This is a genomic window from Glycomyces tritici, assembly GCF_030403505.1.
On record NZ_JAUEMJ010000006.1, the window covers coordinates 37,059 to 59,296 of the forward strand.

The window sequence follows — 22,238 nt, forward strand, 5'->3', positions numbered from 1 at the left end:
TCGCGTGCAGGACCGCATCGACATCCCCTCCGCGGAAGCGTTCGAAGCGCACGCCGCAGGCATCAAGTCCAAAGTGGTCGACCCGGTGGCGCAGGCCTTCGACGCCGCCCAGCAGAAGGGCTTCGGCGAACTCCTCGACTTCGGCATCGTCAACCTGCCGTTCGCGGGCGGCGCCGCCGACCTGGCGGGCAAGGCCACCGAAGCCATCGGAAAAGCTCAGGAGGGCACCGAGGAGCTCGCCAACCGGATCAAGCAGACCGGCGAGGCGTACCACGACAACGACGGCGAGGTCGCCGCCATGTTCAACGAGTTCACCAGCGAGACGGAGCAGCAATGAACGACCTCATCGTCGACCCCGACAAGGCCGTACCCGGCGCCGGCACGTTCACCGGTGCGAAGGCCCTCCACAGCGCCCAGCTCCTCGCGAACTCCGAGACCGACCTGGAGAAGGGCCTCAACGGCACGGTCATGGCCCTGGACGTCCTCGGCATGGTCATGAACCCTCTCATGGGATTCATGAAGGCCGGCGTCGGATTCCTCATCGAACACGTCGGGCCGCTCCGGGACTTCCTCGAGGTGCTGGCGGGCGACCCCGTCTCGATCAACGCCACCAAGGACACCTGGAAGAACATCGAGGCCGCGCTGGACCAGGCGGCCACCGACCTCATCGGCGACGCGGCCACGGTGTCCGACTGGGTCGGCGACGCCGCCGACGCCTACCGGGACAAGATCACCGACTTCGAGGCCGCGATCCGGGCCGGGAGCTCCGCCGCCGGGAGCATCGCGAAGTACATGGAGGTCATGGGCATCTGGACCGCGGTCACCCGCGCACTGGTACTGGAGCTCATCTGCGAGTTCGTGTCGCGTGCCATCATGTACGCGCTCGCGGCCCTGGCCGCCTCGTGGTTCACCTTCGGCGGGTCGTTCGCGGCGATGATCTCGGGAGTCATCGCGGACGCGATGGTCCTCATCGCCAAGATCTCGACGCACTTCGCCAAGCTCGGCAACGCCATGTCCAAGCTCGCGGGCCGGTTCCCCCAGCTCGCCGGCTCGCTCGACGACGCCGGCAAGGCGGTCACGAACTTCGGGATGAAGGGGTACGTCAAGAGCGCCGGCAAGAACATCGCCCAGCACAACAAGATGCTCGATCAGCAGGAAGCCCTGATCAACGCGGGCAAGAACGTCAAAGGGCTCGGCGGCAGGATGCCGCACACGCAGAGCGCCAACCAGAAGACGATCTACGACACGCTGCGAAGCCCGTTCGGCTCCGGCAACATCCCCGGCACCGGCGGCCTCAGGCCGATCTACAAGGACAAGGTGATCCCGCCGACGTCCGTGGGCGGGCACTCGGTCACCGGCGGCAGGAGCCTGTCCGAGATCATCGGCGGCTACCCGATGAGCGGTGCCAAGGGCGGCATGAAGGGCGCCCCCGCCGCGACGCAGGACCCCCAGCCGCAGCAGGAGGAGCAGCCGCAGCAGTGACGCCCGGTCGGAGCGGTGCGAGTCCTGAGCCCCGTGTCAAACGTTGCGGTCCCAGATCATCCTCAGGCCGTGGAGGGTCAGGTTCGGCTCGTAGTGGGTCACGGTCTCGCACTGCTCGATCACGACCGGCGCGAGGCCGCCCGTGGCGACGACCGCGGTCGGCGTGGTGCCGAGCTCTTCGGTGATGCGGCGGACGAGGCCGTCCACCTGGGCCGCGGTGCCGTAGACCATGCCCGACTGCAGGCACTCGACCGTGTTCTTGCCGATCACGCTGCGCGGTTTGACGAGCGGGATCTTGAGCAGGTTCGCGGCGCGGGACGCGAGGGCGTCGATCGAGATCTCGATGCCGGGCGCGAAGGCGCCGCCGAGGAAGTCGCCCGTGGCCGAGATGACGTCGATGTTCGTCGAGGTCCCGAAGTCCACGGTGATGCACGGCCCGCCGTACAGGTGGAACGCCGCGTGCGTGTTCGCGATCCGGTCCGGGCCGGCCTCGCGCGGGTTGTCGATGCTCAGGCGCACACCCGTCTTGATGCCCGGCGCGATCTGCACGAGGTGCGCGTGCGGGTAGTACCGCTGCACCATCTTGGCGACCTCCGCGCCCTGCTGGGGCACGGTGGACGACAGGGCGATGCCGCTCAGGTCCACGCCGTCGCCGTCGAGGAGGGCCCGGAAGGTGAGCCCCAGCTCGTCGGCGGTCGCGTGCGGGTCCGTGCGGATCCGCCACGAGTGCTTGAGGGTCTCGCCCTCGAACACGGCGAGCACCGTGTTGGTGTTCCCGATGTCGACGCACAGCAGCACGGTCTACTCCTCGAAGTCGAGTCCGATGTCCAGAATGGGCGAGGAGTGGGTGAGCGCGCCGACCGAGATGTAGTCGACGCCCGTGGCGGCGTAGTCGACCACGCTGTCGAGGCTGATGCGCCCGGTCGCCTCGAGCTCCGCCCGGTCGCCCACCGACTCCACGACCTCGGCGAGCTCCTTGGGGCTCATGTTGTCGCACAGGAGGAACACGGCCCCGGCCGCGACCGCTTCGAGCGCCTCGTCGAGGGACTCGACCTCCACCTGGATGTCGATCTCGGGCTCGGCGGAGCGGACGGCGGCGAAGGCCTCGCTGATCGAGCCGGCCGCCTCCTTGTGGTTGTCCTTGATCATCGCCACGTCGTACAGGCCCATGCGCTTGTTGTCGCCGCCGCCGGCGCGCACCGCGTACTTCTCCAGGGCGCGCAGGCCCGGCGTGGTCTTGCGGGTGTCGAGGACGGTGGTGTGCCAGTCGGCCAGCACGTCCGCGAAGCGGCGGGTGTGGGTGGCGACGCCGCACATGCGGCAGAGCAGGTTCAGCGCGGTGCGCTCGGCCGCGAGGAGCGAGCGGGTGGGGCCGGAGACGCGGGCGAGGACCTGCCCGGCGCGGATGCGCGCGCCTTCCTTGGCGAGGTACGTGAACTCGACGTCGCCGGGCATGGCGTGGAAGACCGCGTGCGCGACCGGGAGCCCCGCGAGGAGGCCGTCGGCGCGCGCGGTGACCGCCACAGTGGACTTGTGCTCGGGTCCGAAGATCGACTCGGAGGTCACGTCGCGGCGGGCGTGCGAGAGGTCCTCGTCCAGGTAGTCCTGGACGGCGACGTACACGTCTTCAGGGTCGAGGCGGAGGGCGAGCAGGCGCTCGTCCAGTCCGGCCCCGCCGGGCGCTTCGGCGAATCGGCTCATGCGATGGGCTCCCAGGTGGTTTCGAGCTCCCCGTCGGCGCTGATGGAGAGACTGAGGTGGCCGAGCCAGTCGGCCTCGGCGTCCGGGTGGTCCTCGCGCCAGTGGCTCCCCCGGGTCTCACGCCGCCGGTGGGCGGCGGCGGTGACCGCGGTGGCGACGGTGAGGAGGTTGGTTGCCTCCCATGTGGCCGGTCGAGGACGTCCGGACACATTGTCCCCCAAAGCCGTCAGCGACTCTGCGGTGGCCTCCAGTGACGATTCGGAGCGGAGCACCCCGGCGCCGGAGGTCATCGCCTCCTGGATCGGCGCGCGGGAGGTCGTCGAGCAGACGTCGCCTTCGCCCTCGGGCGCCTCGGCCGCGCCGGGGCTCGGCTTGTGCTCGGCGAGGTCGTCGGCGATGCGCTGCGCGAACACGAGCGCCTCGAGCAGCGAGTTGGAGGCGAGGCGGTTCGCACCGTGCAGGCCCGTGCAGGCGGCCTCGCCGGCCGCGTACAGGCCGGGGACGCTGGTGCGGCCGAACAGGTCCGTGCGCACGCCGCCGGAGGAGTAGTGCGCGGCTGGCGCGACCGGGATCATGTCGACCACGGGGTCGATGCCCAGCGCGCGGCAGGACGAGGTGACGGTGGGGAAGCGCGTCTCCAGCATCTCCTTGCCGAGGTGCCGGGCGTCCAGCCAGACGTGCGACTGCCCTTCGGCCCGCATGCGGGCGGTGGCGGCCTTGGCGACGACGTCGCGCGGGGCGAGCTCGGCGAGCTCGTGGGCGCCGACCATGAACCGGTCGCCCGTGAAGTCGCGCAGGTGCGCGCCCTCGCCGCGGATCGCCTCGGTGATCAGGGGCTGTCGGTCCCCGCCGATACCCTCGAGGAACAAGGCGGTCGGGTGGAACTGGACGAATTCGAGGTCGGTCACGGTCGCCCCGGCCCTGAGGGCCAGCGCCACGCCGTCGCCGATGGACACCGAGGGGTTGGTGGTGGACTGGAAGATCTGACCGAGGCCGCCGGTGGCGAGCACGACCGCGCGGGCCTCGACGCCGCCCACACCGTGCTCGACGCCTTCGCCGAGGACGTGGAGGCTGACGCCGGCCGTGTGGCCCTTGGCGTCGGTGAGCAGGTCGAGGACCATGGCGTGCTCGATGATGCGGATCCACGGGTCGCGCAGGACCGCGGCGTGGAGGGCGCGCTGGATCTCGGCGCCGGTGGCGTCGCCGCCGGCGTGCACGATGCGGCGGGCGCGGTGGCCGCCTTCGCGGGTGAGCTGGAGTGAGCCGTCGGGGTGCCGGTCGAACTCGGTGCCGAGGTGGATGAGGTCGGCGATGCGGGCGGGGCCTTCGGTGACGGTGACGTCGACCGCGGCCGGGTCGCAGAGGCCGACGCCGGCGATCTGGGTGTCGCGGGCGTGCGCTTCCGGGGTGTCGACGGGGTCGAGGACGGCGGCGACGCCGCCTTGGGCCCAGCGGGTGGAGCCGTCGTCGATGCGGACCTTGGTGACGACGGTGACGTGGAATCCGGCCCGGCGCAGGTTGAGGGCACAGGTGAGGCCGGCGACGCCGGAGCCGATGACGCACACGTCGGTGGTCTCGGTCCAGGACGGGGCCGCGGCGCGCATCCGCCGCGGCAGGCGCGGCAGGTCCGGCAGTGGCACTGAGTGAGGCATGGTCGCGGGTGACACGTGCCGTTGCCCTTCTAGCGGTGGACGCCCGGTGGCCCGGGCGCCCGTTCGATGGGTGCGCCGCCGATGGGCGCGGCGGTCGGCTCAACTGTGCCCCCGCGGGCACGGTGGGTGCCAAGCAGGTGTGGCGTGCGTCCCCTTGTTCGGAGGCGATCCCAGCGGCGGCCCCGGTCGGGACGGCCGGAGCGCTTCGCCGGGGGCGCGCTCGGAGCGGTGCCCGCGTTCGGCTCGCGTCCGGTGCATCGGCCTGCGCGGCCCGGGTCGATGGGCGCGGTGCACGGCCGGGCCCGGCGTTCGCCGCTTGCGGCGGCGTCGGCCGGGCCCGGATACGCGTGCATGTCGGTGCTAGCCCCGGTTCGTGGAGCGTCGGATGAAGTCGGCGAGGTCGGCGGACTGCTGGACGCGCGACTCCTCGTGGACGTACATCATGTGCCCGGCCGGGTAGGTCTTCGTCTCGATCCGCTCGCGGTCGGCGAGGGGGATCTCGAGGTGGTCGAGGGTGTACTCGATGGCCTCGATCGGGACGCCGCCGTCGTAGCGGCCCATCGCGATGTGGACCTGCAGGAACGGGTTGAGGCGCATGACGTTGCCGAGCTTGCCGATGACGTCGACGGCCTCGCCCTCGAACTCCTTGTACGACCACGGATGCACCGCGCGGGAGAGGCGCTCGTACACGTGGTCGTTCTCGTATTCGAGCTCGGTGCGCACGTAGTACTGGAGCGCGGCCGAGTACGGGCCGTCGGTGCCGACCAGGAACGGGTCGTACGGCATCCGCTCGTGCGTGTAGTGGTCGGCGGGCCCGGTGAAGCGGGTGTCGAGGCGGCCGGTGATGAGGCGCTTGTGCCGCAGGAGCTCGGCGTAGAACCGGGTGTGCTCCAGGCGCAGGTTGGCGCGGTCGACGTAGTCCTCGCTCACCCCGGTGAGCGAGGCGACCTTGGCGACGGCGGCGGCGCGCACCTCGGGGGCGAGGTTCTGGCCCTTGGCGAGGATGCCGCGGAACTCGTCGGCGTAGGCGCGGGCCTCGTCGACGACCGCTTCGAGGGTGCGGTCGGGGTGGAGTCCGTGGTAGTGGGCGGTGGCCGCGTACGTGGGGAGGAACAGCGGGTCGGGCAGCTCGGAGCGGCTGGCGTGGTAGAGGGTCTCGGTGTTGAACGCGGGGGCGATGAACATGACGCCGTTGAGCGCCATGCCGAACCGGGACTGGAGGTACTCGGCGATGCCGGCGCCGCGGGTGCCGCCGTAGGACTCGCCGATGAGGAACTTCGGCGAGAGCCAGCGGTTGTTGCGGGTCGTCCACAGCCGGATGAGCTCGCTGATGGACTCGATGTCCTTGGAGAAGCCGTGGTAGTCCTTGGCCTTCTCGCCTTCGACGGCCCGGGAGTAGCCGGTGGAGACCGGGTCGATGAAGACCAGGTCGGTGTGGCGCAGCAGGGTCTCCTCGTTGTCGAGGAGGCCGAAGGGCGGCGGGGTGAGGCTCCCGGCGTCGCCGGAGTCGACGCGGCGGGGGCCGAGGAGGCCCATGTGCAGCCAGATCGAGGAGGAGCCGGGGCCGCCGTTGAACGCGAAGGTGACGGGGCGCTGGGTGACGTCGGCGTCGTCGAGGGTGTACCAGGTGATGGAGACCTCGGCCTTGGGCTTGCGGCCGTTGAACTTGTCGTCCTCGGTGATCTCCTCGTGGAGGACGATGCGACCGGTGATGGCGGTGTAGGCGAGGTCGCCGAGGGTGTGCTGGGTGGTCTTGAGGTCGTCGGCGGGCGCGGGCTTGTCGGCCTGCTTCGCGTCCTTCTCGGCGCCGTTGTCGGCGGCCTCGTTCTTCGGTTCGTCGGTCATGAAAACAGAACTTACCGCGCGGCTAGTGGCGACGCCACAGGGTTGCCCGCGGTGCCGGGCGCGGGGTGCGCCTTGTCCGCGTTGACCTCGATGATCTCGTTGCGCTCGTTCACGTGGACGACCGTGGGTTTGAACGCGCGCGCCTCGGCGTCCTCCATCTGCGCGTAGGAGATGAGGATCACCAGGTCGCCCGGTTGGACGAGGCGGGCGGCGGCGCCGTTGATGCCGATGACGCCGGTGCCGCGCTCACCCGCGATCGTGTAGGTCTCGAGGCGGGCGCCGTTGGTGATGTCGACGATGGCGACCATCTCGCCGTCGAGGATGTCGGCGGCGTCGAGCAGGTCCGCGTCCACGGTCACCGAGCCCACGTAGTGGAGGTCGGCCTGGGTGACGGTAGCGCGGTGGATCTTGGACTTGAACATGGTCCGGATCATCGGGCGTCTCCAATAGCGGTGTGTCCCACAACAACGGGGGCGTTGTCGATCAGGCGGGTCGTGCCCGCCTTAGCGGCGATGAGCAGTCTCGCGGGCCCCTGTGCGGGGGCCTCGCCGAGGTCGGTGGCGCGGACGACGACGTAGTCGACGTCCAGGCCGGGCTCGGCGGCCAGGGTCTTCTGCGCCGCGGCGAGCGGATCGGGGGAGGCCTGCGCCGCCTCGACGGCGCGCGGGATGGCAAGGGCGGCAGCGCGTTCGGCCTCGGAGAGGAACACGTTGCGGCTGGAGCGGGCGAGGCCGTCAGGCTCGCGGTCGGTCGCGACGGCGACGACGTCGATGCCCATGTCGAGGTCGCGCACCATGCGGCGGACCATCGCGAGCTGCTGGAAGTCCTTCTCCCCGAACAGGGCCGCGTCGGGCCGGGTGAGGTGGAAGAGCTTCGAGACGACGGTGAGCACGCCGGTGAAGAACCCCGGGCGCGAGGCGCCCTCGAGGATCTCGCCGTCCGGTCCGGCGTGGACGGTGGTGAGGCCGTCGCGGCCGTCCGGGTACATCTCGATGACGCTCGGCGCGAACACCAGGTCCACGCCTTCGGCCTCGCACATCGCGAGGTCGGCGTCGAGCGTGCGCGGGTACTTGTCCAGGTCCTCGTTCGGCCTGAACTGCAGCGGGTTCACGAACACCGTCACGATCACCGCATCGGCGATCTCCTTGGCGCGCTCGATGAGCGTCCGGTGGCCATTGTGGAGCGCGCCCATGGTGGGGACGACGGCGACGCGCCCGGGCAGGGCCGCGCGGGCCTCGGCCAGGTCGGCCTTGGTGTGGCTGAGCCTTGTAACACCAGGTGCCGTCACGGCGTCTCCTCCTTCTCGGGTTGCGCCAGGACTTCGAGCAGCCCTTCGGCGTCGGCGCTCTTGAGGCGGCCGGACGCGAGGGCGCGCTCGGCGGTGCGGCGGGCCATCGTCCGGTACACGTCCTCGATCCCCGTGCCGCCCAGCGCCGCCAGGTGGCGGGCCACAGTGCCGGCGTCGCCGCGCGAGACCGGGCCGGTGAGCCCGGCGTCGCCGTGGCGCAGCGCGTTGTCGAGCGAGGCCGACACGAGCGGCGAGAGCAGCCGCTGCGGGTTCGCGACGCCGATGGCGCGCAGCTGCTCGGCCGCGTCGTTCACCAGGGTCTGGAGGTGGTTGGCGGCGTAGACGAGTGCCGCGTGGTAGCGGGCGCGGTCGGCCTCGTCCACATGCTCGGGGTCGCCGCCCATCTCGAGGACGAGCGCTTCGCCCACGAACCGGGCCTCGGCCTCGCCGGTGATCGCCCACGAGACGCCCGCCAGGCGCTCCAGGTCCTCGTCGCGGCCGGTGAAGGTCATCGCGGGGGCCAGGGCGGCGGTGAGCGCCCCGGCGTCGCGGGCGGGCCGCAGCACGTCGGCGCCGAGCGCGCCGGAGGTGTGGACCCAGATCTGGCCCGGCCTGACGGGCAGGGAGGCCACGAGCGGGGCGATGGCGTCGTCCGGAACGGCGATGAGCACGAGTTCGGAGGCGGCGACGACGTCCGGGGCGGGGAGGATCTCGGCGCCGGGGAGGTGGCGGGCGGCGCGGGCGCGGGAGGCGTCGGATACGGCGGAGGCGGCGACGACCCGGTGGCCGGCGCGGGTGAGGGCCGCTCCGACGACGGAGCCGACCCTGCCTGCGGAGACGACCCCGACGGCGAGCCGTGAGGCGGGCCGCTGCGGGGCTGCGCTGCGCTGCTGATCCATGATGCTGATCCAGTCCTTATGGAGGTACCGGTCATTGCTTACGCGTTAATTGTGCTTCGCAGGAATGCTGACGACAGCCTGGGAGGCTCTGAGTGGCAATTCTCACTCGCCGACTATGGTCGGGGCCATGACGGGGTTCGAACGCTGGGGCGAGGCGATGGCTCGGACCCTGTACGGGCCGGGCGGCTTCTACCGGCGCGAACTGCCGGGGCGCCACTTCGCGACGAGCGCGCAGACCCCCGCGTTCGCACAGGCGATCGCGAGGCTCGCCGACCAGGTCGACGAAGGCCTGGGCCGGCCCGCGGGCTTCACCGTCGTGGACGTGGGCGCGGGCGGCGGCGAGCTCCTGGAGCGCCTCGCCGGGCTCCTCGACGAGCGCGTGCGCCTGGTCGCGGTCGACCTGCGGCCCAGGCCCCCGTACCTGCCCGGCCGCGTCGAATGGCGCGCGGAACCCCCGGAGCGGATCGAGGGCCTCCTGATCGCGTGCGAGCTGCTCGACAACGCGCCGTGCGACGTCGCGGTGGTCGACGCCCGCGGGCGCGCCCGGTACGAGGAGGTCAACGGGGCGGGCGAGACCCGCCTGGGCGACCTGGTCACGAAGGCCGACGACGCCTGGCTCGCCCAGTGGTGGCCGATCTTCACCGAAGGCGAGCGCGCCGAGATCGGCGCGCCCCGCGAAGCCCTGTGGCGCAACCTGACCGCCCGCCTGACCCGGGGCACGGCCCTGGCGGTCGACTACGGCCACCTGCGGCACGACCGGCCCAAGGCGGGCACGATGACCGGCTTCAAGGACGGCCGCGAGACCCCGCCGATCCCGGACGGCACGAGGGACGTCACCGCGCACGTGGCGGTCGACGCCGTCCCCTGCGACCACCTGGAACCCCAGCGCGAGGCCCTCCTGCGGCTCGGCCTCGACGCGACCCTGCCGCCGCTCCCGATGGCCTTCCAGGACCCGGTCGGCTACGCCCAGGCGCTGGCCCACGCCGGCGCCGCCGCGCGCCTCACCGACCCGGCGGGCCTGGGAGCCCACTGGTGGCTCCGCACCGACCGCTGGCCGGATCTGCGGCGATGACGCCGCGCCCGACGGTCAGAGCCGGGCGATGATGAGGGAGATGTCGTCGGGCGCGCCGCCCGCCACCCCGAGCTCGTCGAGCACCACGTCCGCCATCTGCCGCGGGGCGAGGTCGCAGTGGCGGGCCAGGGTCTCGCAGAGCCGGTTCAGGCCTGCGTCGATGTCCTCGTCCCGCCGTTCGATCAGCCCGTCCGAGTAGAGCACGAGGGTGTCCCCCGCGGCGTAGGGCTGCCCGGCCTGCGAGCAGGGGACGTGCTGCGGGCGGGCGCCCAGCGGAGGGTCGAGGGCCTGGGTCAGCAGGTCGCATCGGCCGTCCGGGTGCACGAGCGCCGGGGGCGGGTGCCCGGAGTTGCTGTAGATGATCAGTCCGCTCGAGGGGTCGACCAGCGCCTCCACGGAAGTGGAGTTCAGCGCGCCCTCCATCGAGCGGGCGTACAGGGCGAGGACTTCGAGGGCGTGGGCGGGCCGTTCCAGGGCGCGGATGGCGGCGTTCAGCACGCTGCGGAGCATGCCCATGACCGCGGCGGCCTCGAGGCCGTGGCCGACGACGTCGCCGACCCCCACGGCGAAGCGGCCGCCCGACAGGTCGACCACGTCGTACCAGTCGCCGCAGACGTTCAGGCTCTCGGTGGCGGGCAGGTACCGCACCGCGATGTCAACGTGCTTCTCGAGGTCCGGGGTCAGCAGCATGGCCTTCTGGAGCGTGACGGCCACCTGGTGGTCGCGCAGGCTGGCCTGGCTCAGCTCCACATTGTGGTTCTGGAGCTCGCGGGCCCGTTCGAAGAGCTCGGCCTCCCGCGCCATCGCCGCGGAGGGGACCTCGGCCCGCAACGGGCGGCGGAAGTCGTGGGACTGGACGAACGCCGTCACGTCCTCCGCCCTGATGAGGATCCATTCGACCGGGTTGTTCGGACCGGCGATCGGCGAGTTGATGAGCGACCACCACCGCTCCTCGAACTCGGGGGTCCCCCCGGTGGGGACGTCGTACTTCAGCAGGGCCATGGTGTGCTGCCGCCCGGTCTCCAGGACCCAGTTCAGCGAGGTCCGGACGTTCCGCTCGCCGCTGGCGTCGGGATCGGGGAAGACGTCGAAGAGGGGACGCCCGACCAGTTCGTCGCGGCTCTTGCCGGTGGCCGCCATGTAGGCCGCGTTGGCGGCGACGATCGTGAAGGCCCGGTCGATGACCACGCAAGGAGTCGGTAGCGCCGCGAACACCGCCACGTAATCCAGATCCGTCATTTCAGACAACCCCTGCGTCCCGGGCGATGCATTCCTGCCCTTCGGTCCCTCCCGTCACTGTATACGCTGGTGGGGCCGCGAAAGGTGAACACGGAAATGCGCCTCAAGACCCGCGGGCCCGGGAGCCCGCCGACGGCTCCGCACCGAGCGCTGCAGGTCGCAGCGCCCGATCGCACATGACAATCGTTGGCGTCAAGGCAGCGCCGCGGGCAGCCCCTGCCGTGGTCAGACCGCGGCGGCGGTCTTCTCGATCTTGCGGTATTCGCTGGGGCTCTTGCCTTTTCGGCGTTTGAAGGCGTTGCTGAACCCGAACTGGTCGGCGTAGCCGATCCTGCGGGCGACCTGGGCGACGGTGAGGTCGGGGTCCGCGAGGAGTTCTTCGGCGAGCTGCATGCGCCATTCGGTCAGGTAGGTCAGGGGCGGTTCGCCCATGATCTCGTTGAAGCGCTTGGCGAGCAGCGCGCGGGAGACGCCCGCTTCGCCCGCGAGGTCGGCCACCGTCCACGGGTTCTCGGGTCGCGTGTGGATGGCCTCGAGCGCCGGTCCGGCCACGGGGTCGGAGAAGCCGCGGTACCAGACCGGGGCCGAGCGGCCCTGCTGGTCGAACCAGGTGCGCAGCGTGCAGACCAGGCCCCAGTCGAAGAGGCGGTCGATGAACGCCTGCGTGCCGGGCTTGCGGCTGCCGATGTCGATCACGCAGGCGTCGAGCCACACGCAGATGTCGGAGTCGTCGTCGACCACCAGGACCGGCGGGAGGGCGCGCAGGAGGCGTTCGTGGCGGCGGCCCGAAGCGCGGTAGGCGCCCACGAACAGGGCCGTGGCCTCGCCGTTCGCGTTGAGGGGCGCGGGGCTCGGCAGCTCGGCGCACGCCTCGGGGTCGAAGCAGGTGAGCCAGTAGTCGAGGTGCGGGCGGTCCACGGACGCGGCCTCATCGGCCATCTTGAACGGTTCGCCGCCGCTCACGACCGCCGTCTGCCCGGCCTTGAGCTCGACGCGGGTGCCGTCGGCCAGCATGATGACGCCGCCGCCGCGCGCCACCGTGACCATGGTGAGCGGGGCGCGGTCGTCGAAGCTGACCACCCACGGGGCCTTGAGGATCGCGTCGCTGAGGATCGCGCCTTCAGCGCGGATGCCACCGAGGAGTTCACTGAGCGGGTCCATCCCCCGATCGTAGACGAACTCGCATGGATCGGAGCGCCACGGCCATCGCGCGTCCAGCGAATCGAGGCTGTACTGGACACCAGGCACCGAGACCACCTGGAGCACACCATGACCGCGAAAACCGCCCTCGTCGTCGTCGCACACCACCGCGCCGACTCCCTCACCGCCCGCCTCGGCGACGTCGTGGCCGCCCGCCTCGAAACCGCCGGGTACGCGATCGACCTGCTCAACCTGCAGGCCGAGGGGTTCGACCCCCGCATGAACACCGCGGACCAGCCCGACTGGGACGACCGCGACAAGGCCTACTCCCCCGAGACGCAGTCCCATATGGACCGCATCCTCGCCGCCGACCTGATCATCCCGGTGTTCCCGGTCTACTGGAACGCCCCGCCCGCCCTCCTCAAGGGCTGGATCGACCGGGTCTGGAACTACGGCTTCTCATACGGCCGCAGCAAGCCCCGCCTCGCCGGGAAGCGGATGCTGTGGATCGGCACGGCCGGCGCAACCGAGGGCGACGAGTACTGGGCGTCGCTCCAGAACATCCTCGACCTCACCCTGCGCGAAGGCATCTCGTACTACAACGGGATCACCGACGCCGCCGTCGAGATCCTGCCCGACGCCGAGGGCGAACCGCAGATCGTCGACCCCGCCGGCAACTTCACCAAGGGCGAGGCGCTCACGGGCGAGCAGCGCACCGCCCACTACCAGGCGCTCGAACGGCGTACCGTCGAACGCCTCGAGAAGTTCCTGGCGTAGCGGGCAGGCCCGGTACCCCTTGCAAGGCAAGGGGTACCGGGCCGCGCTCACGCCAGTCGCAGCGCCCCGGCGGGGCACAGGCGCACCGCGTCGGCCACCTCGCCGTCGCAGTCCTCGGCCTCATCGGCGAGGAGCACGACCCGGCCGTCCTCGTCGTCCTGGTCGAAGTAGCCGGGCGCGGTCAGCGCGCACATGCCCGAACTCGCGCACGCCTCCGTGTCGGCGATGATCCTCACCATGACTCCTCCTTACCAGGTCACCGGCAGTTCGGCGACGCCGTAGAAGCTCTGCCCGGTCACCAGCGGCACCTCCGCGGCGGGAACGGCCAGCCGCAGGCCCGGGAACCGCTCGATGAGCCCGGCGAACGCGATGCGCATCTCCATGCGCGCCAGCTGCTGCCCCAGGCACTGGTGCACGCCGTGCCCGAACGTCAAGTGTCCCTTGGCGTCCCCGGTCACGTCCAGCTTGTCGGGCTCGATGAAGTGCGCCTCGTCCCGGTTCGCGGTCTGGACGGACACCGTGACGTACTCGCGGGCCTTGATCAGGTGCCCCTCGAACTCCATGTCCTCCTTCACCTGCCGAATGAGTCCGGTGTGGATGATCGTGAGGTAGCGCAGCAGCTCCTCGACGCCGCCGGCCATCAGCTCGGGCCGCGCGCGCAGCAGCTCCCACTGGTCCCGGTTCTCCAGGAGCGCCATGGTGCCCAGGGCGAGCATCTTCGCGGTCGTCTCGTGCCCCGCGACGAGCAGCAGGATCGCCATGCCCGCCACCTCGTTGTCGTCGAGCTCCGCATCGGCGGCGAGGTCGGAGAGCAGGTCGTCCGTGGGGTTCGCCCGCTTGGCCGCGACCAGCTCGCCGAGAAATGCGAAGAGGTTCAGTATCGCGGCCTGCTTGCCCTCGCCGGTCTCGTCGGTGGTGAAGATCGCCCGGCTGTCGGCTTCGAAGCGTTCGCGCTGGTCGTAGGGGACGCCGAGCAGTTCGCAGATCATCATGGCGGGCACGGGGACCGCGAAGTCGGCGACGAGGTCGGCGGGTCTGGGCCCGGCGGCGAGGGCGTCGAGGCGGTCCTGGACGTGCGCGGCGATGCGCGGTTCGAGCTGCTTCATGCGCTTGACGGTGAACACGCCGGTGAGTTTGCGGCGCAGGCGGGTGTGGTCGGGCGGGTCCATCTCGATGAACATGCCGGGGGTGAGCGGGAAGTCGCCTTCGAAGTCGAGGTAGCCCTCGAGGCCGGGCATCGGGATCGGCACCTGCGCCGGGCTGCCGAGCGTGGAGCTGAACCGGGTGTCGGCCAGGACCTTGCGGGCGAGGCGGTGGCTGGTGACGAGCCAGCCCAGGCGGCCCTCGGGGTAGTAGCGCATCCGCCGCATCTCGGACCCGCGGTGCAGGGCCATGACGGCGGCGGGCGGGTCGAACGGGTGGTCGCGTTCGAGTGGGATGCCGTAGGGCACCGCCGCTTCGGTGCCGTCGGGAGTGCTGGTTTCGGGAGTTCTGTCGGGTGCTGACACGGGTGCCTCCTCGGTGGTGGTCGATCGCGGCTCGCACGATCTACGTATATATAGGCTATACGTATATACGTGGATCGTGCAAGCCGCCCCTCACCCGGCGAGCAGTTTGTCGACCGCCCCGTCCGCGCGGGCGAGCAGGGCCGCGTAGTGGCGCGCCCGCTCCGCGCCCTCCAGGCCCTTCGCCTCACTGTCGAACAGGGCCTCGGTGTGCACGTCCGTGACGTCGCAGAACTCGCTGATCCCGCGCCGCAGCGCCCCGTCGAGGAGCGCGCGGGTGAGGTCCGAGTTCGGGTCGTCCTCGGCGAGCCCGGCCAGGCCGAGCCACAGCATCCGCTTGCCCGCCATGGGCTTCTCGCGCCGCCCGTAGGTGAGCCCGTAGTTCCAGACCCGGTCGATCCAGCCTTTGAGCAAGGCGGGCAGGCCGAACCACCACACCGGGAACACGACGGCGACGAGATCGGCGGCCAGCAGCCGCCCGGCGTGAGCGTGCACCTCCGGCGAGTACCGCTTGTCGCGGTCGCCGTAGTCGGGCTCGTCCTCGACCCGGTTGCGGGGGTCGAACCCCTCGGCGTGCAGGTCGAGCAGGTCGACGCGATATCCGGCGGCCTCGATGCGGTCCGCGGCGCGGCGGGCGAGGACCGCCGTGAGCGCATCGGCGCGGTGGTGGGCGAAAACGACGAGGGCCGTGGGCCTGTCCATGCGGGTCTCCTTCCGGTGGCGCCGCCGCAGCGGCGGCGCCCCTTCAGTACAGCCCGCATTTCGTGGACGGACCATGGTCGAGAGGCGGCGAAACCTTCGCGATCGTCTACCGTTGCGGCATGGACCCGCTCAGCGACATGCTCGCCGACCTCCGCGCCGAGGGCGCGGCCGTGCACCAGGCCGCACTCGACCCGCCGTGGCGCCTGCGCTTCGATGGCGACGCGCCGCTGACGATGGTCACCCTCGTCGCCGGGAGCGCCGAACTCGTCCTGCGCGACGGCACGATCCGCCCGCTCGCCCCCGGCTCCACCGCGATCGTCCGCGAACCGTTCGAACTCGCCGACGACCGCTCCACACTAGACCGTCCGATCGCCGCTCTACCGATAAGCGAAGCGCCGCAAGGCGAACGGGACGTCCTCATCGCCGGGACCTACCGTCCCGCGAGCGCCCGGCACCAGCGGCTCCTGCGCGCGCTCCCCGCAGCGCTCGTCCTCGACGAGGAGGTCGAGGACGTGCTCTGGCTCCACTCCATGCGCGACGCCCTCACCCGGGCGCAGGCGCCCGGCGGGCAGGCCATGCTCGACCGCATCCTCGACTGGGGGCTCGTGTGCACCCTCGGCTGCTGGTTCGAGCGCCAGGAGGCGGACGCGCCCGGCTGGTACCTGGGCGCGCTCGACCCCGTCACCGGCCCCGCGCTCGAGGCGATCCACCGCCACCCCGACCGGGCGTGGACCGTGGCGTCGCTCGCCGCCCGCGCGAACGTCTCGCGCGCGCACTTCGCCAAGCGCTTCACCGAGGTCATGGCGCAGCCGCCGCTGCGGTACGTGGCCGAGCGCCGCATGGAGCTCGCCGCCGACCTGCTCGCCGATCCGGAGGTCCCGGTGGCGGCGGCCGCCGCCGCGGTCGGCTACCGCGACGCGTTCGCGTTCTCCACCGCGTTCAAACGCCACCGGGGGCTGAGCCCCCGCGACTACCGGTCGCAGCGGCGCCGGTGACATCGACGGCGGTCACAGCCGTGCGACGAGCCAGCCGACGCCGGCCAGCAGTGCGATGAGGGCGAAGAAGACGTAGATCGCCAGCTCGACCCATTCGCTCGCCGAGCTCGGGCGCCAGAAGCGCCTGCGCTGCCGCCCGGGTTCGTTCCGGTCAGGGGTGTCGTTCATGCGTCCAGCGTAGGCAGTGGACCCCACCGAATCCAACACACCAAATGACTTTGACGCAGTGCCGTTAGCCGCACAGAATCAACGCATGGGATACGTAGACCTCTCGGGCGTGCGGTACGGCCTCAGCGACGGCACCACATTGTTCGATGAGGTGTCGTTCCGTGTCGGCGAAGGCGCGAAAGTCGCCCTCATCGGCGCGAACGGCGCGGGCAAGACCACGCTGCTGAACATCGTCACCGGATTGCTCGCACCGGACGCGGGCACCGTCGCGCACTCGGGCGGGCTCGGCGTCATGCGCCAGCTGGTGGGCATGCGCGAAGGCGAGCGGCCACTGCGCCACCTCGCTGTGGACCTCGCGCCGCCGCCGGTGCGCCTCGTGGCCGCGCGGCTGGCGAAGGCCGAGGCCCGCATGGCCTCCTCGGACGGCACGGAGAAGGACCAGCTCGCGTACGCGCAGGCCCTCGCCGACTGGGGCGAGGCCGGCGGCTACGAGTTCGACGTGCTCTGCGACACGGTCGCGGTCGCGATCCTCAGGCAGCCCTGGGAAGCGGTCAAGAACCGTCCCCTCAGGACGCTCTCGGGCGGCGAGCAGAAGCGGTTCGCGCTCCAACTGCTCCTGCAGGGCCGCGACGAGGTCCTGGTGCTCGACGAGCCTGACAACTTCCTCGACGTGCCCGCCAAGCGCGAACTGGAGCAGGCGATCCGCGACTCGGACAAGTCGATCCTGTTCGTCTCGCACGACCGCGAGGTGCTCGCGAACGCCGCGAGTTCGATCGTGACGCTCGAGGCCGGCACGACCTGGACGCACGGCGGCGGGTTCGCGACCTGGCACGACGCCCGCGCGTCGCGCCACGAGCGGTTCGAAGAACTGCGGCGCCGCTGGGACGAGGAGCACAAGAAGCTGCGCGAACTCATGCTCATGTACAAGAACAAGGCCGCGTACAACTCCGACATGGCCTCCCGGTACCGGGCCGCCCAGACGCGCCTGCAGAAGTTCGAGGAGGCCGGGCCGCCGCCCTCGCCGCCGCGAGACCAGGACATCCGCGTGAAGCTCGAAGGCGGGCGGACCGGCAAGCGCGCCGTCATCTGCGAGCAGCTGGAGCTGGAGGACCTGACGTTCCCGTTCGACCTCGAGGTCTGGTACGGCGACCGCGTCGCCGTACTGGGCGCCAACGGGACCGGCAAGAGCCACTTCCTGCGCCTGCTCGCGCAGGGCGGCTCCGACCCGGAGGCCGGGCTCGCCGCGAAGCGCAGCCTGGAACCGGTGCGGCACTCCGGGATCGCCCGACTGGGCGCCCGCGTCTACCCCGGTCACTTCTCGCAGACGCACGAGCATCCGGAGTTCGACGGCCGCACCCTGCGCGAGATCCTCTGGGAGGGCGACGAGGACCGGCCCTCGCTCGACCGGTCGAAGGCCATGAGCGCGCTCAACCGCTACGAGCTCACCGGACAGTCCGAACAGGACTTCAAGACGCTCTCGGGCGGCCAGCAGGCGCGGTTCATGGTGCTCATGCTCGAGCTCTCCGGCGCGACCTGCCTGCTCCTGGACGAGCCCACGGACAACCTCGACCTCGCCTCGGCCGAAGCTCTCGAGCAGGGCCTCAAGGCCTTCGACGGCACCGTCCTCGCCGTCACCCACGACCGCTGGTTCACGCGCGGCTTCGACCGCTTCGTGGTCTTCCAGAACGACGGCGAAGTCATCGAGTCGGACGAGCCGGTCTGGGACGTGCGCTGAGCGGGCGCGGCCGGGACGCCGCTGGTGGAACGGCGACCCGGCCGCGCGATCGTGACCCCCTAAGGGGGAGAGCCGGTCTGCGGCCCGCTCAGGGCACTCGCGTTGCAGACCAGTGGAAACGGCGCCGGCTACCAGGTGACGGGCAGCGTGTGGACCCCGTACACGGCCATGTCGCTGCGCATCGGGATCTCCTCGGACGGCACGGCCAGCCGCAGCTCGGAGAACGCCTCGATGAGCTTCGCGAAGCCGATGCGCATCTCCACGCGCGCCAGCTGCTGGCCCACGCACTGGTGGACGCCGTGCCCGAACGCCATGTGTCCCTGGGCGTCCCGCCCGATGTCGAGCACGCCGGGCGCCTCGTACTTGTGCGGGTCGCGGTTGGCCGCCTGGAGCACCACGGTCACATGCTGGCCCGCCCGGATGCGGCGGCCGTCGATCTCCGCGTCCTCCTTCGCGATGCGCATGATCCCGTTGTGCGCCACCGTGAGGTACCGCAGCAGCTCCTCGACCGCGGCGGGCATGAGGCCCGGCTCGCCGCGCAGCCGCGCCAGCTGGGCCGGGTGCTCGAGCAGCGCGAACGTGCCCAGGGCGAGCATGTTCGCCGTCGTCTCGTGCCCGGCAACCAGCAGGATCAGTGCGATGCCGGCGGCCTCGACCTCGTGGATCTCGGGGTCGGCGGCCAGCACGCTGAACATGTCGTCCCCGGGCTCGGCGCGCTTGGCCGGGACGAGCGCCATGAGGTAGCCGAACAGCTCGGCCATCGACTTGTTGCGCTCCTCGACCGAGCGGGAGAGGTCGAGCATGTCGGCCGAGTTCCGCTGGAACGCGTCCCGATCGGCGTAGGGGACGCCGAGCATCTCGCAGATCACCAGCGAGGGCACGGGAAGGGCGAACTCGCGCACCAGGTCCGCGCCGGGACCGGCCGCGCGCAAGGCCGCGATGCGCCCGTCGACGATGTCCGCGATGCGCGGCTCCAGGTCCTTCATCCGCTTGACGGTGAAGACACCGGTCACCTTGCGGCGCAACCGGGTGTGCTCGGGCGGGTCGAAGAACAGGAAGAACCCGGGCGGGACCTGCTCCGAGATCGACACGAACACGTGCGGGAGCTCCGTGGGCGAGCGGGTGAACCGCTCCCCGGTGGCGAAGCGCGGGTCGGCGAGGACCTTGCGGCCCTCGGCGTGCCCGGTGACGAGCCAGCCTTCGACGCCGTCGGGGTAGTACCTGATGGGCCGCAGCGGCTGCGACTGCAGGTCCATGAGCGCGGTCGGCGGGTCGTAGCGGGTCTCCCGCCGGTACGGCATGCCGAAGGGCAGGTCGTGCTCTGCGGCGAGGTCTTCTGAAACCATGGGAACTCCTGGGAGTGCGGCAGCACGGTCGCCGAAGCCCCCGATCGGTTGCGGCGCAGCGCTTTGCGCCCGCACCGCCGCCGATCACGGCTTCGTGGTCCCCACCACATCGGAGCTTATGGCCGGACGCGCTGGCGCGCAACGGCTCCACGCGCTCCTGTCAGTAACCCGACACGGATCGTGCGCACGGGTGTGCCCGTGGCCTACGGGAGTTCGAGGAGCGCCTCGATGTACTGGGCGACCCCGTCGTCGTTGTTGCCCGCGGGGGCGATCTCGGTCGCGGCGGCCTGGACCCACGGGTGGCCGTTGGGCATCGCGACGGAGTGGCCGGCGGCCTCCATCATGCTCAGGTCGTTCGTGGCGTCGCCGAAGACGAGCACATCGGACCAGTCGATGCCGAACTTGTCGAGCACGACCTGGATCCCGGCGGCCTTGGTCACGCCCACGGGGCAGACCTCGAGCATGCCCACGCCGGACTCGGTGACGGTGACGAGCGAGGGGTCGATGACGTCCTTCGCGGCGACCAGCAGCTCAGGGCCGGTGTACTCGTCGGACACGAAGTAGCCCTTGACCATCGGCCCGGTGAAGGCGATCTCGCGGGGCGCGGTCTCCAGGGTGACGGCCGTCCACGGCCAGTCGGGCATGGCGTCGCCGGTGATGTGCCGCGCGGGGTCGGCCGGCTCGGCGAGCGCCCGCACGGGGCCGACCTCGGCCTCGATCAGGCGGAGCGCCTCCAGGAGCACCGAGCCTTCGACGGAGCGGTCGGCGAGCTGGACCACCGTGTCGTCGTAGCGGCATTCGTAGACGAACGCGCCCTGACCGAGCACGAGGAAGTCGGCGGAGGGGATGTCGTTGCGGCACAGATCGATCAGCCGCGGTCCGCGGCCGGTGGCGCCCACGAGGATGACGCCCGCGGCGGCGAGGCGCTTGAGCGCGGCCATGGTGCGCGGGGAGACGGTCTCGTCGGAGCGGACGACGGTGCCGTCAAGGTCCGTCGCCACGAGTCGAGGTGCCCGGTCCAGCTGGATCATGTGTCCTCCTAGGTCGTCTCGCTGCAGTCCGCCGGCCGTGGACGCCGCCCGTGGGGAGGCACTGCCGCATCGGTCGATGCGGAGCCGTTGGCCCGCTTGGGCCCGGGCGGCGCGGCGGCCGTCAGAACCACCGCGACAGCACCTTCGCCACCCCGTCCTCCCACACCGAGGGGGCGACCTCGTCGGCTGCGGCCCGCACGTCAGGGGCCGCCTGGCCCATCGCCACGGACCAGCCCGCCCACGCGAACATCGTCAAGTCGTTGTGGGCGTCGCCGAAGACGACGGTGTCGGACGATGATACGCCGTAGTGGGCCGCGATACGGGCGATGCCGGTGGCCTTGCTGATCCCGGGGGGTCCGATGTCGACCCAGCCGTTGTATCCGACCTCCACGTGGTAGTCCGCGGTGTCGAGGGCCGCACCGGCGGCGAGGCGCATCGCCTGCGGGCAGCGCACGGGCCCGCCGTAGGCGTTGGTGGAGTCGACGCGGGCGACCAGCCGCGGGGCCGGGCGCGAGACCAGCTCCTCGACGGTGATCTCCCCGGCCCAGCGGGCGGGGAAGTCGCGGCGGAAGCCCTTGGTGTGCCACCAGCCCTCCAGGTCCCACTCCACCGCGAACTCGACGGACGGGTTGGAGGCGATCAGCGCTTCGACCGCGACGGCGGCGTCCACGGTGGCCTGGTGCGAGATCGCGCGGGCGCCGAGGTCGTATTCGCCGGCGCCGTGCGAGGCGGAAGCGAAGCCCTCGTCGAGCCCCAGGTCGTCGGCGGTGCGGACGGCGCCCCAGATGGCGCGGCCGGTGACGACGGCGACGGGCACGCCCGCGTCGCGGACGGCCTGGAGGGCGTCGATCACCGCGCGGCTGGGCCTGGTCGACGGCGTGCCGCCGCCGGGCTTGACGCTCTTCGTCTCGTGGTAGTCCACCACGGTGCCGTCGAGGTCGACCGCCACCAGTTTCGGCGGCGTCCGGCGGGGCTCGGCGGGGGCGGGGGTCAGGGCGGTGTCTGGCACGCCTCAACCGTAGCGCCGCTTGAGTGAACAGCAGGGTACCGAGGGTTTGAACTCACGCCGCCGCGCTCATGACAAGCTGCAATCACACCAAACCCACCCACAGGGGCGGCTTGCGGCATACGGTTCGTCTATGGGCGAGATCATGATCGAACGCGTCTACGACTACCGCGCGGACCCGCAGCGGGCCGGGGCGGTCTTCCTGGTCGACCGGCTGTGGCCGCGCGGCGTCAGCAAGGAGGACCTCGAGGGGGTCACCTGGGCGCAGGACGCCGCGCCGTCGCCGAACCTGCGGATCTGGTTCGGCCACATGGCCGACCGCTTCGAGGAGTTCACCGGCCGCTACCGCAGCGAGCTCGACGGCCACCCCGAGCGCGCCGAACCGCTCCTGGAAGCGGCGAGAACGGGCCCGGTGACCCTCCTCTACGCCGCCAAGGACCCAGAGGTGAACCACGCACTGGTCCTGAAGGCCTGGCTCGAAGAGCAGCAGTCCGAACCCGAATAGCCTTCGATCCTGTCGGACCCCTATGCCAGGTTCGTTGAACCGGGGGCCCGCAGAATCGTAGGGGCTCCCGGCGAAAACCGACACGCCGACACTGTCGGACCCCCATGTCAGGCTTTGAGACCGGGGGCCCACAGGTTGGTCGGGTCGCCA

23 protein-coding genes are annotated in these 22,238 nt (G+C 71.2%); 7 read left to right on the forward strand and 16 right to left on the reverse strand.

Translation table 11 applies throughout. The annotated features are described in order from the left end of the window. Positions 1-4: 4 nt before the first annotated feature. Together QWI33_RS19125 and QWI33_RS19130 are read left to right on the forward strand one after the other, a co-directional pair. The gene (locus QWI33_RS19125; RefSeq protein WP_289958753.1) at positions 5-337 is read left to right on the forward strand and encodes a type VII secretion target; all 333 of its coding nucleotides are present in this window, start codon (positions 5-7) and stop codon (positions 335-337) included. Continuing rightward, the gene (locus QWI33_RS19130; protein WP_289958754.1) at positions 334-1,482 is read left to right on the forward strand and encodes a hypothetical protein; all 1,149 of its coding nucleotides are present in this window, start codon (positions 334-336) and stop codon (positions 1,480-1,482) included. The genes QWI33_RS19125 and QWI33_RS19130 overlap by 4 nt, the downstream gene beginning before the upstream one ends. Positions 1,483-1,518: 36 nt before the next feature. Here the strand turns inward: QWI33_RS19130 and QWI33_RS19135 are convergent, their stop codons facing one another. The 7 genes from QWI33_RS19135 to QWI33_RS19165 all read right to left on the reverse strand — a co-directional run bounded on the left by QWI33_RS19135 (position 1,519) and on the right by QWI33_RS19165 (position 8,867). Next, a complete protein-coding gene (locus QWI33_RS19135) occupies positions 1,519-2,280 on the reverse strand; it encodes a type III pantothenate kinase (RefSeq protein ID WP_270118170.1) in 762 nt (253 codons plus the stop codon). Positions 2,281-2,283: 3 nt separating this feature from the next. Next, positions 2,284-3,183 (reverse strand): carboxylating nicotinate-nucleotide diphosphorylase, encoded by a 900-nt coding sequence (gene nadC, locus QWI33_RS19140; RefSeq protein WP_289958755.1) that lies wholly within the window; start codon positions 3,181-3,183, stop codon positions 2,284-2,286. Beyond that, positions 3,180-4,835: an L-aspartate oxidase gene (locus QWI33_RS19145; RefSeq protein WP_353895519.1), complete on the reverse strand. Its 1,656-nt coding sequence runs from the start codon at positions 4,833-4,835 to the stop codon at positions 3,180-3,182. The genes nadC and QWI33_RS19145 overlap by 4 nt, the downstream gene beginning before the upstream one ends. 360 nt (positions 4,836-5,195) lie before the next feature. Further along, positions 5,196-6,680 (reverse strand): S10 family peptidase, encoded by a 1,485-nt coding sequence (locus QWI33_RS19150; protein WP_289958757.1) that lies wholly within the window; start codon positions 6,678-6,680, stop codon positions 5,196-5,198. An 11-nt stretch (positions 6,681-6,691) separates the two neighbouring features. Further along, entirely contained in the window at positions 6,692-7,114 is a 423-nt protein-coding gene (panD, locus tag QWI33_RS19155) for an aspartate 1-decarboxylase (protein WP_289958758.1), read from the reverse strand. After that, the gene (gene panC / locus QWI33_RS19160; protein WP_289958759.1) at positions 7,111-7,968 is read right to left on the reverse strand and encodes a pantoate--beta-alanine ligase; all 858 of its coding nucleotides are present in this window, start codon (positions 7,966-7,968) and stop codon (positions 7,111-7,113) included. The genes panD and panC overlap by 4 nt, the downstream gene beginning before the upstream one ends. Then, entirely contained in the window at positions 7,965-8,867 is a 903-nt protein-coding gene (locus QWI33_RS19165) for a Rossmann-like and DUF2520 domain-containing protein (RefSeq protein WP_289958760.1), read from the reverse strand. Before QWI33_RS19165 ends, panC begins: the two co-directional genes overlap by 4 nt. A gap of 127 nt (positions 8,868-8,994) precedes the next feature. On the opposite strand from QWI33_RS19165, the gene QWI33_RS19170 reads away from it, so the two are divergent. Continuing rightward, complete coding sequence (locus QWI33_RS19170; protein ID WP_289958761.1) at positions 8,995-9,939, forward strand: SAM-dependent methyltransferase; 945 nt, start codon at positions 8,995-8,997, stop codon at positions 9,937-9,939. 15 nt (positions 9,940-9,954) lie between these two features. On the opposite strand, the gene QWI33_RS19175 is transcribed toward QWI33_RS19170, so the two are convergent. Then, entirely contained in the window at positions 9,955-11,178 is a 1,224-nt protein-coding gene (locus tag QWI33_RS19175) for a SpoIIE family protein phosphatase (RefSeq protein ID WP_289958762.1), read from the reverse strand. A 225-nt stretch (positions 11,179-11,403) separates the two neighbouring features. After that, positions 11,404-12,339: an AraC family transcriptional regulator gene (locus QWI33_RS19180; RefSeq protein ID WP_289958763.1), complete on the reverse strand. Its 936-nt coding sequence runs from the start codon at positions 12,337-12,339 to the stop codon at positions 11,404-11,406. Between the two features lie 108 nt (positions 12,340-12,447). On the opposite strand from QWI33_RS19180, the gene QWI33_RS19185 reads away from it, so the two are divergent. Beyond that, entirely contained in the window at positions 12,448-13,095 is a 648-nt protein-coding gene (locus QWI33_RS19185; protein ID WP_289958764.1) for an NAD(P)H-dependent oxidoreductase, read from the forward strand. Positions 13,096-13,142: 47 nt separating this feature from the next. Here QWI33_RS19185 and QWI33_RS19190 read toward each other — a convergent pair whose 3' ends face one another. The 3 genes from QWI33_RS19190 to QWI33_RS19200 form a co-directional block, all read right to left on the reverse strand. Then, positions 13,143-13,334 (reverse strand): ferredoxin, encoded by a 192-nt coding sequence (locus tag QWI33_RS19190; RefSeq protein ID WP_289958765.1) that lies wholly within the window; start codon positions 13,332-13,334, stop codon positions 13,143-13,145. 9 nt (positions 13,335-13,343) lie between these two features. After that, positions 13,344-14,603, reverse strand: coding sequence for a cytochrome P450 (locus tag QWI33_RS19195; protein ID WP_289958766.1), 1,260 nt, complete (start codon positions 14,601-14,603; stop codon positions 13,344-13,346). Between the two features lie 90 nt (positions 14,604-14,693). Continuing rightward, positions 14,694-15,302, reverse strand: a complete 609-nt coding sequence (locus tag QWI33_RS19200) for an NAD(P)H oxidoreductase (RefSeq protein ID WP_289958767.1) — start codon at positions 15,300-15,302, stop codon at positions 14,694-14,696. Positions 15,303-15,421: 119 nt separating this feature from the next. On the opposite strand from QWI33_RS19200, the gene QWI33_RS19205 reads away from it, so the two are divergent. Then, entirely contained in the window at positions 15,422-16,297 is an 876-nt protein-coding gene (locus tag QWI33_RS19205; protein ID WP_289958768.1) for an AraC family transcriptional regulator, read from the forward strand. 12 nt (positions 16,298-16,309) lie between these two features. On the opposite strand, the gene QWI33_RS19210 is transcribed toward QWI33_RS19205, so the two are convergent. Then, positions 16,310-16,465: a hypothetical protein gene (locus tag QWI33_RS19210; RefSeq protein WP_289958769.1), complete on the reverse strand. Its 156-nt coding sequence runs from the start codon at positions 16,463-16,465 to the stop codon at positions 16,310-16,312. A gap of 85 nt (positions 16,466-16,550) precedes the next feature. Here QWI33_RS19210 and QWI33_RS19215 point away from each other — a divergent pair, with 85 nt between their 5' ends. Continuing rightward, positions 16,551-18,200 (forward strand): ABC-F family ATP-binding cassette domain-containing protein, encoded by a 1,650-nt coding sequence (locus tag QWI33_RS19215; protein ID WP_289958770.1) that lies wholly within the window; start codon positions 16,551-16,553, stop codon positions 18,198-18,200. Positions 18,201-18,328: 128 nt separating this feature from the next. Here QWI33_RS19215 and QWI33_RS19220 read toward each other — a convergent pair whose 3' ends face one another. The 3 genes from QWI33_RS19220 to QWI33_RS19230 form a co-directional block, all read right to left on the reverse strand. Beyond that, a complete protein-coding gene (locus QWI33_RS19220) occupies positions 18,329-19,546 on the reverse strand; it encodes a cytochrome P450 (protein ID WP_289958771.1) in 1,218 nt (405 codons plus the stop codon). Positions 19,547-19,749: 203 nt separating this feature from the next. Further along, on the reverse strand, positions 19,750-20,577 hold the full coding sequence (locus QWI33_RS19225; RefSeq protein WP_289958772.1) for an HAD family hydrolase: 828 nt from the start codon (positions 20,575-20,577) through the stop codon (positions 19,750-19,752). Positions 20,578-20,698: 121 nt separating this feature from the next. After that, the gene (locus QWI33_RS19230; protein ID WP_289958773.1) at positions 20,699-21,586 is read right to left on the reverse strand and encodes an HAD family hydrolase; all 888 of its coding nucleotides are present in this window, start codon (positions 21,584-21,586) and stop codon (positions 20,699-20,701) included. A gap of 130 nt (positions 21,587-21,716) precedes the next feature. Between QWI33_RS19230 and QWI33_RS19235 the strand changes: the two genes are divergently transcribed. Continuing rightward, positions 21,717-22,088 carry a DUF488 domain-containing protein gene (locus QWI33_RS19235; protein ID WP_289958774.1) on the forward strand — a complete coding sequence of 124 codons (372 nt, stop codon included), beginning with the start codon at positions 21,717-21,719 and terminating at the stop codon, positions 22,086-22,088. The last annotated feature ends 150 nt before the right edge of the window (positions 22,089-22,238 follow it).

Excerpts from the sequence above, each read along its gene's own strand:
- QWI33_RS19130 (WP_289958754.1), top strand. The coding sequence starts at position 334 with ATGAACGACCTCATCGTCGACCCCGACAAGGCCGTACCCGGCGCCGGC.
- nadC (WP_289958755.1), bottom strand. The coding sequence starts at position 3,183 with ATGAGCCGATTCGCCGAAGCGCCCGGCGGGGCCGGACTGGACGAGCGC.
- QWI33_RS19145 (WP_353895519.1), bottom strand. The coding sequence starts at position 4,835 with ATGCCTCACTCAGTGCCACTGCCGGACCTGCCGCGCCTGCCGCGGCGG.
- QWI33_RS19150 (WP_289958757.1), bottom strand. The coding sequence starts at position 6,680 with ATGACCGACGAACCGAAGAACGAGGCCGCCGACAACGGCGCCGAGAAG.
- panD (WP_289958758.1), bottom strand. The coding sequence starts at position 7,114 with ATGATCCGGACCATGTTCAAGTCCAAGATCCACCGCGCTACCGTCACC.
- QWI33_RS19165 (WP_289958760.1), bottom strand. The coding sequence starts at position 8,867 with ATGGATCAGCAGCGCAGCGCAGCCCCGCAGCGGCCCGCCTCACGGCTC.
- QWI33_RS19170 (WP_289958761.1), top strand. The coding sequence starts at position 8,995 with ATGACGGGGTTCGAACGCTGGGGCGAGGCGATGGCTCGGACCCTGTAC.
- QWI33_RS19175 (WP_289958762.1), bottom strand. The coding sequence starts at position 11,178 with ATGACGGATCTGGATTACGTGGCGGTGTTCGCGGCGCTACCGACTCCT.
- QWI33_RS19180 (WP_289958763.1), bottom strand. The coding sequence starts at position 12,339 with ATGGACCCGCTCAGTGAACTCCTCGGTGGCATCCGCGCTGAAGGCGCG.
- QWI33_RS19185 (WP_289958764.1), top strand. The coding sequence starts at position 12,448 with ATGACCGCGAAAACCGCCCTCGTCGTCGTCGCACACCACCGCGCCGAC.
- QWI33_RS19190 (WP_289958765.1), bottom strand. The coding sequence starts at position 13,334 with ATGGTGAGGATCATCGCCGACACGGAGGCGTGCGCGAGTTCGGGCATG.
- QWI33_RS19200 (WP_289958767.1), bottom strand. The coding sequence starts at position 15,302 with ATGGACAGGCCCACGGCCCTCGTCGTTTTCGCCCACCACCGCGCCGAT.
- QWI33_RS19205 (WP_289958768.1), top strand. The coding sequence starts at position 15,422 with ATGGACCCGCTCAGCGACATGCTCGCCGACCTCCGCGCCGAGGGCGCG.
- QWI33_RS19210 (WP_289958769.1), bottom strand. The coding sequence starts at position 16,465 with ATGAACGACACCCCTGACCGGAACGAACCCGGGCGGCAGCGCAGGCGC.
- QWI33_RS19215 (WP_289958770.1), top strand. The coding sequence starts at position 16,551 with ATGGGATACGTAGACCTCTCGGGCGTGCGGTACGGCCTCAGCGACGGC.
- QWI33_RS19220 (WP_289958771.1), bottom strand. The coding sequence starts at position 19,546 with ATGGTTTCAGAAGACCTCGCCGCAGAGCACGACCTGCCCTTCGGCATG.
- QWI33_RS19225 (WP_289958772.1), bottom strand. The coding sequence starts at position 20,577 with ATGATCCAGCTGGACCGGGCACCTCGACTCGTGGCGACGGACCTTGAC.
- QWI33_RS19235 (WP_289958774.1), top strand. The coding sequence starts at position 21,717 with ATGGGCGAGATCATGATCGAACGCGTCTACGACTACCGCGCGGACCCG.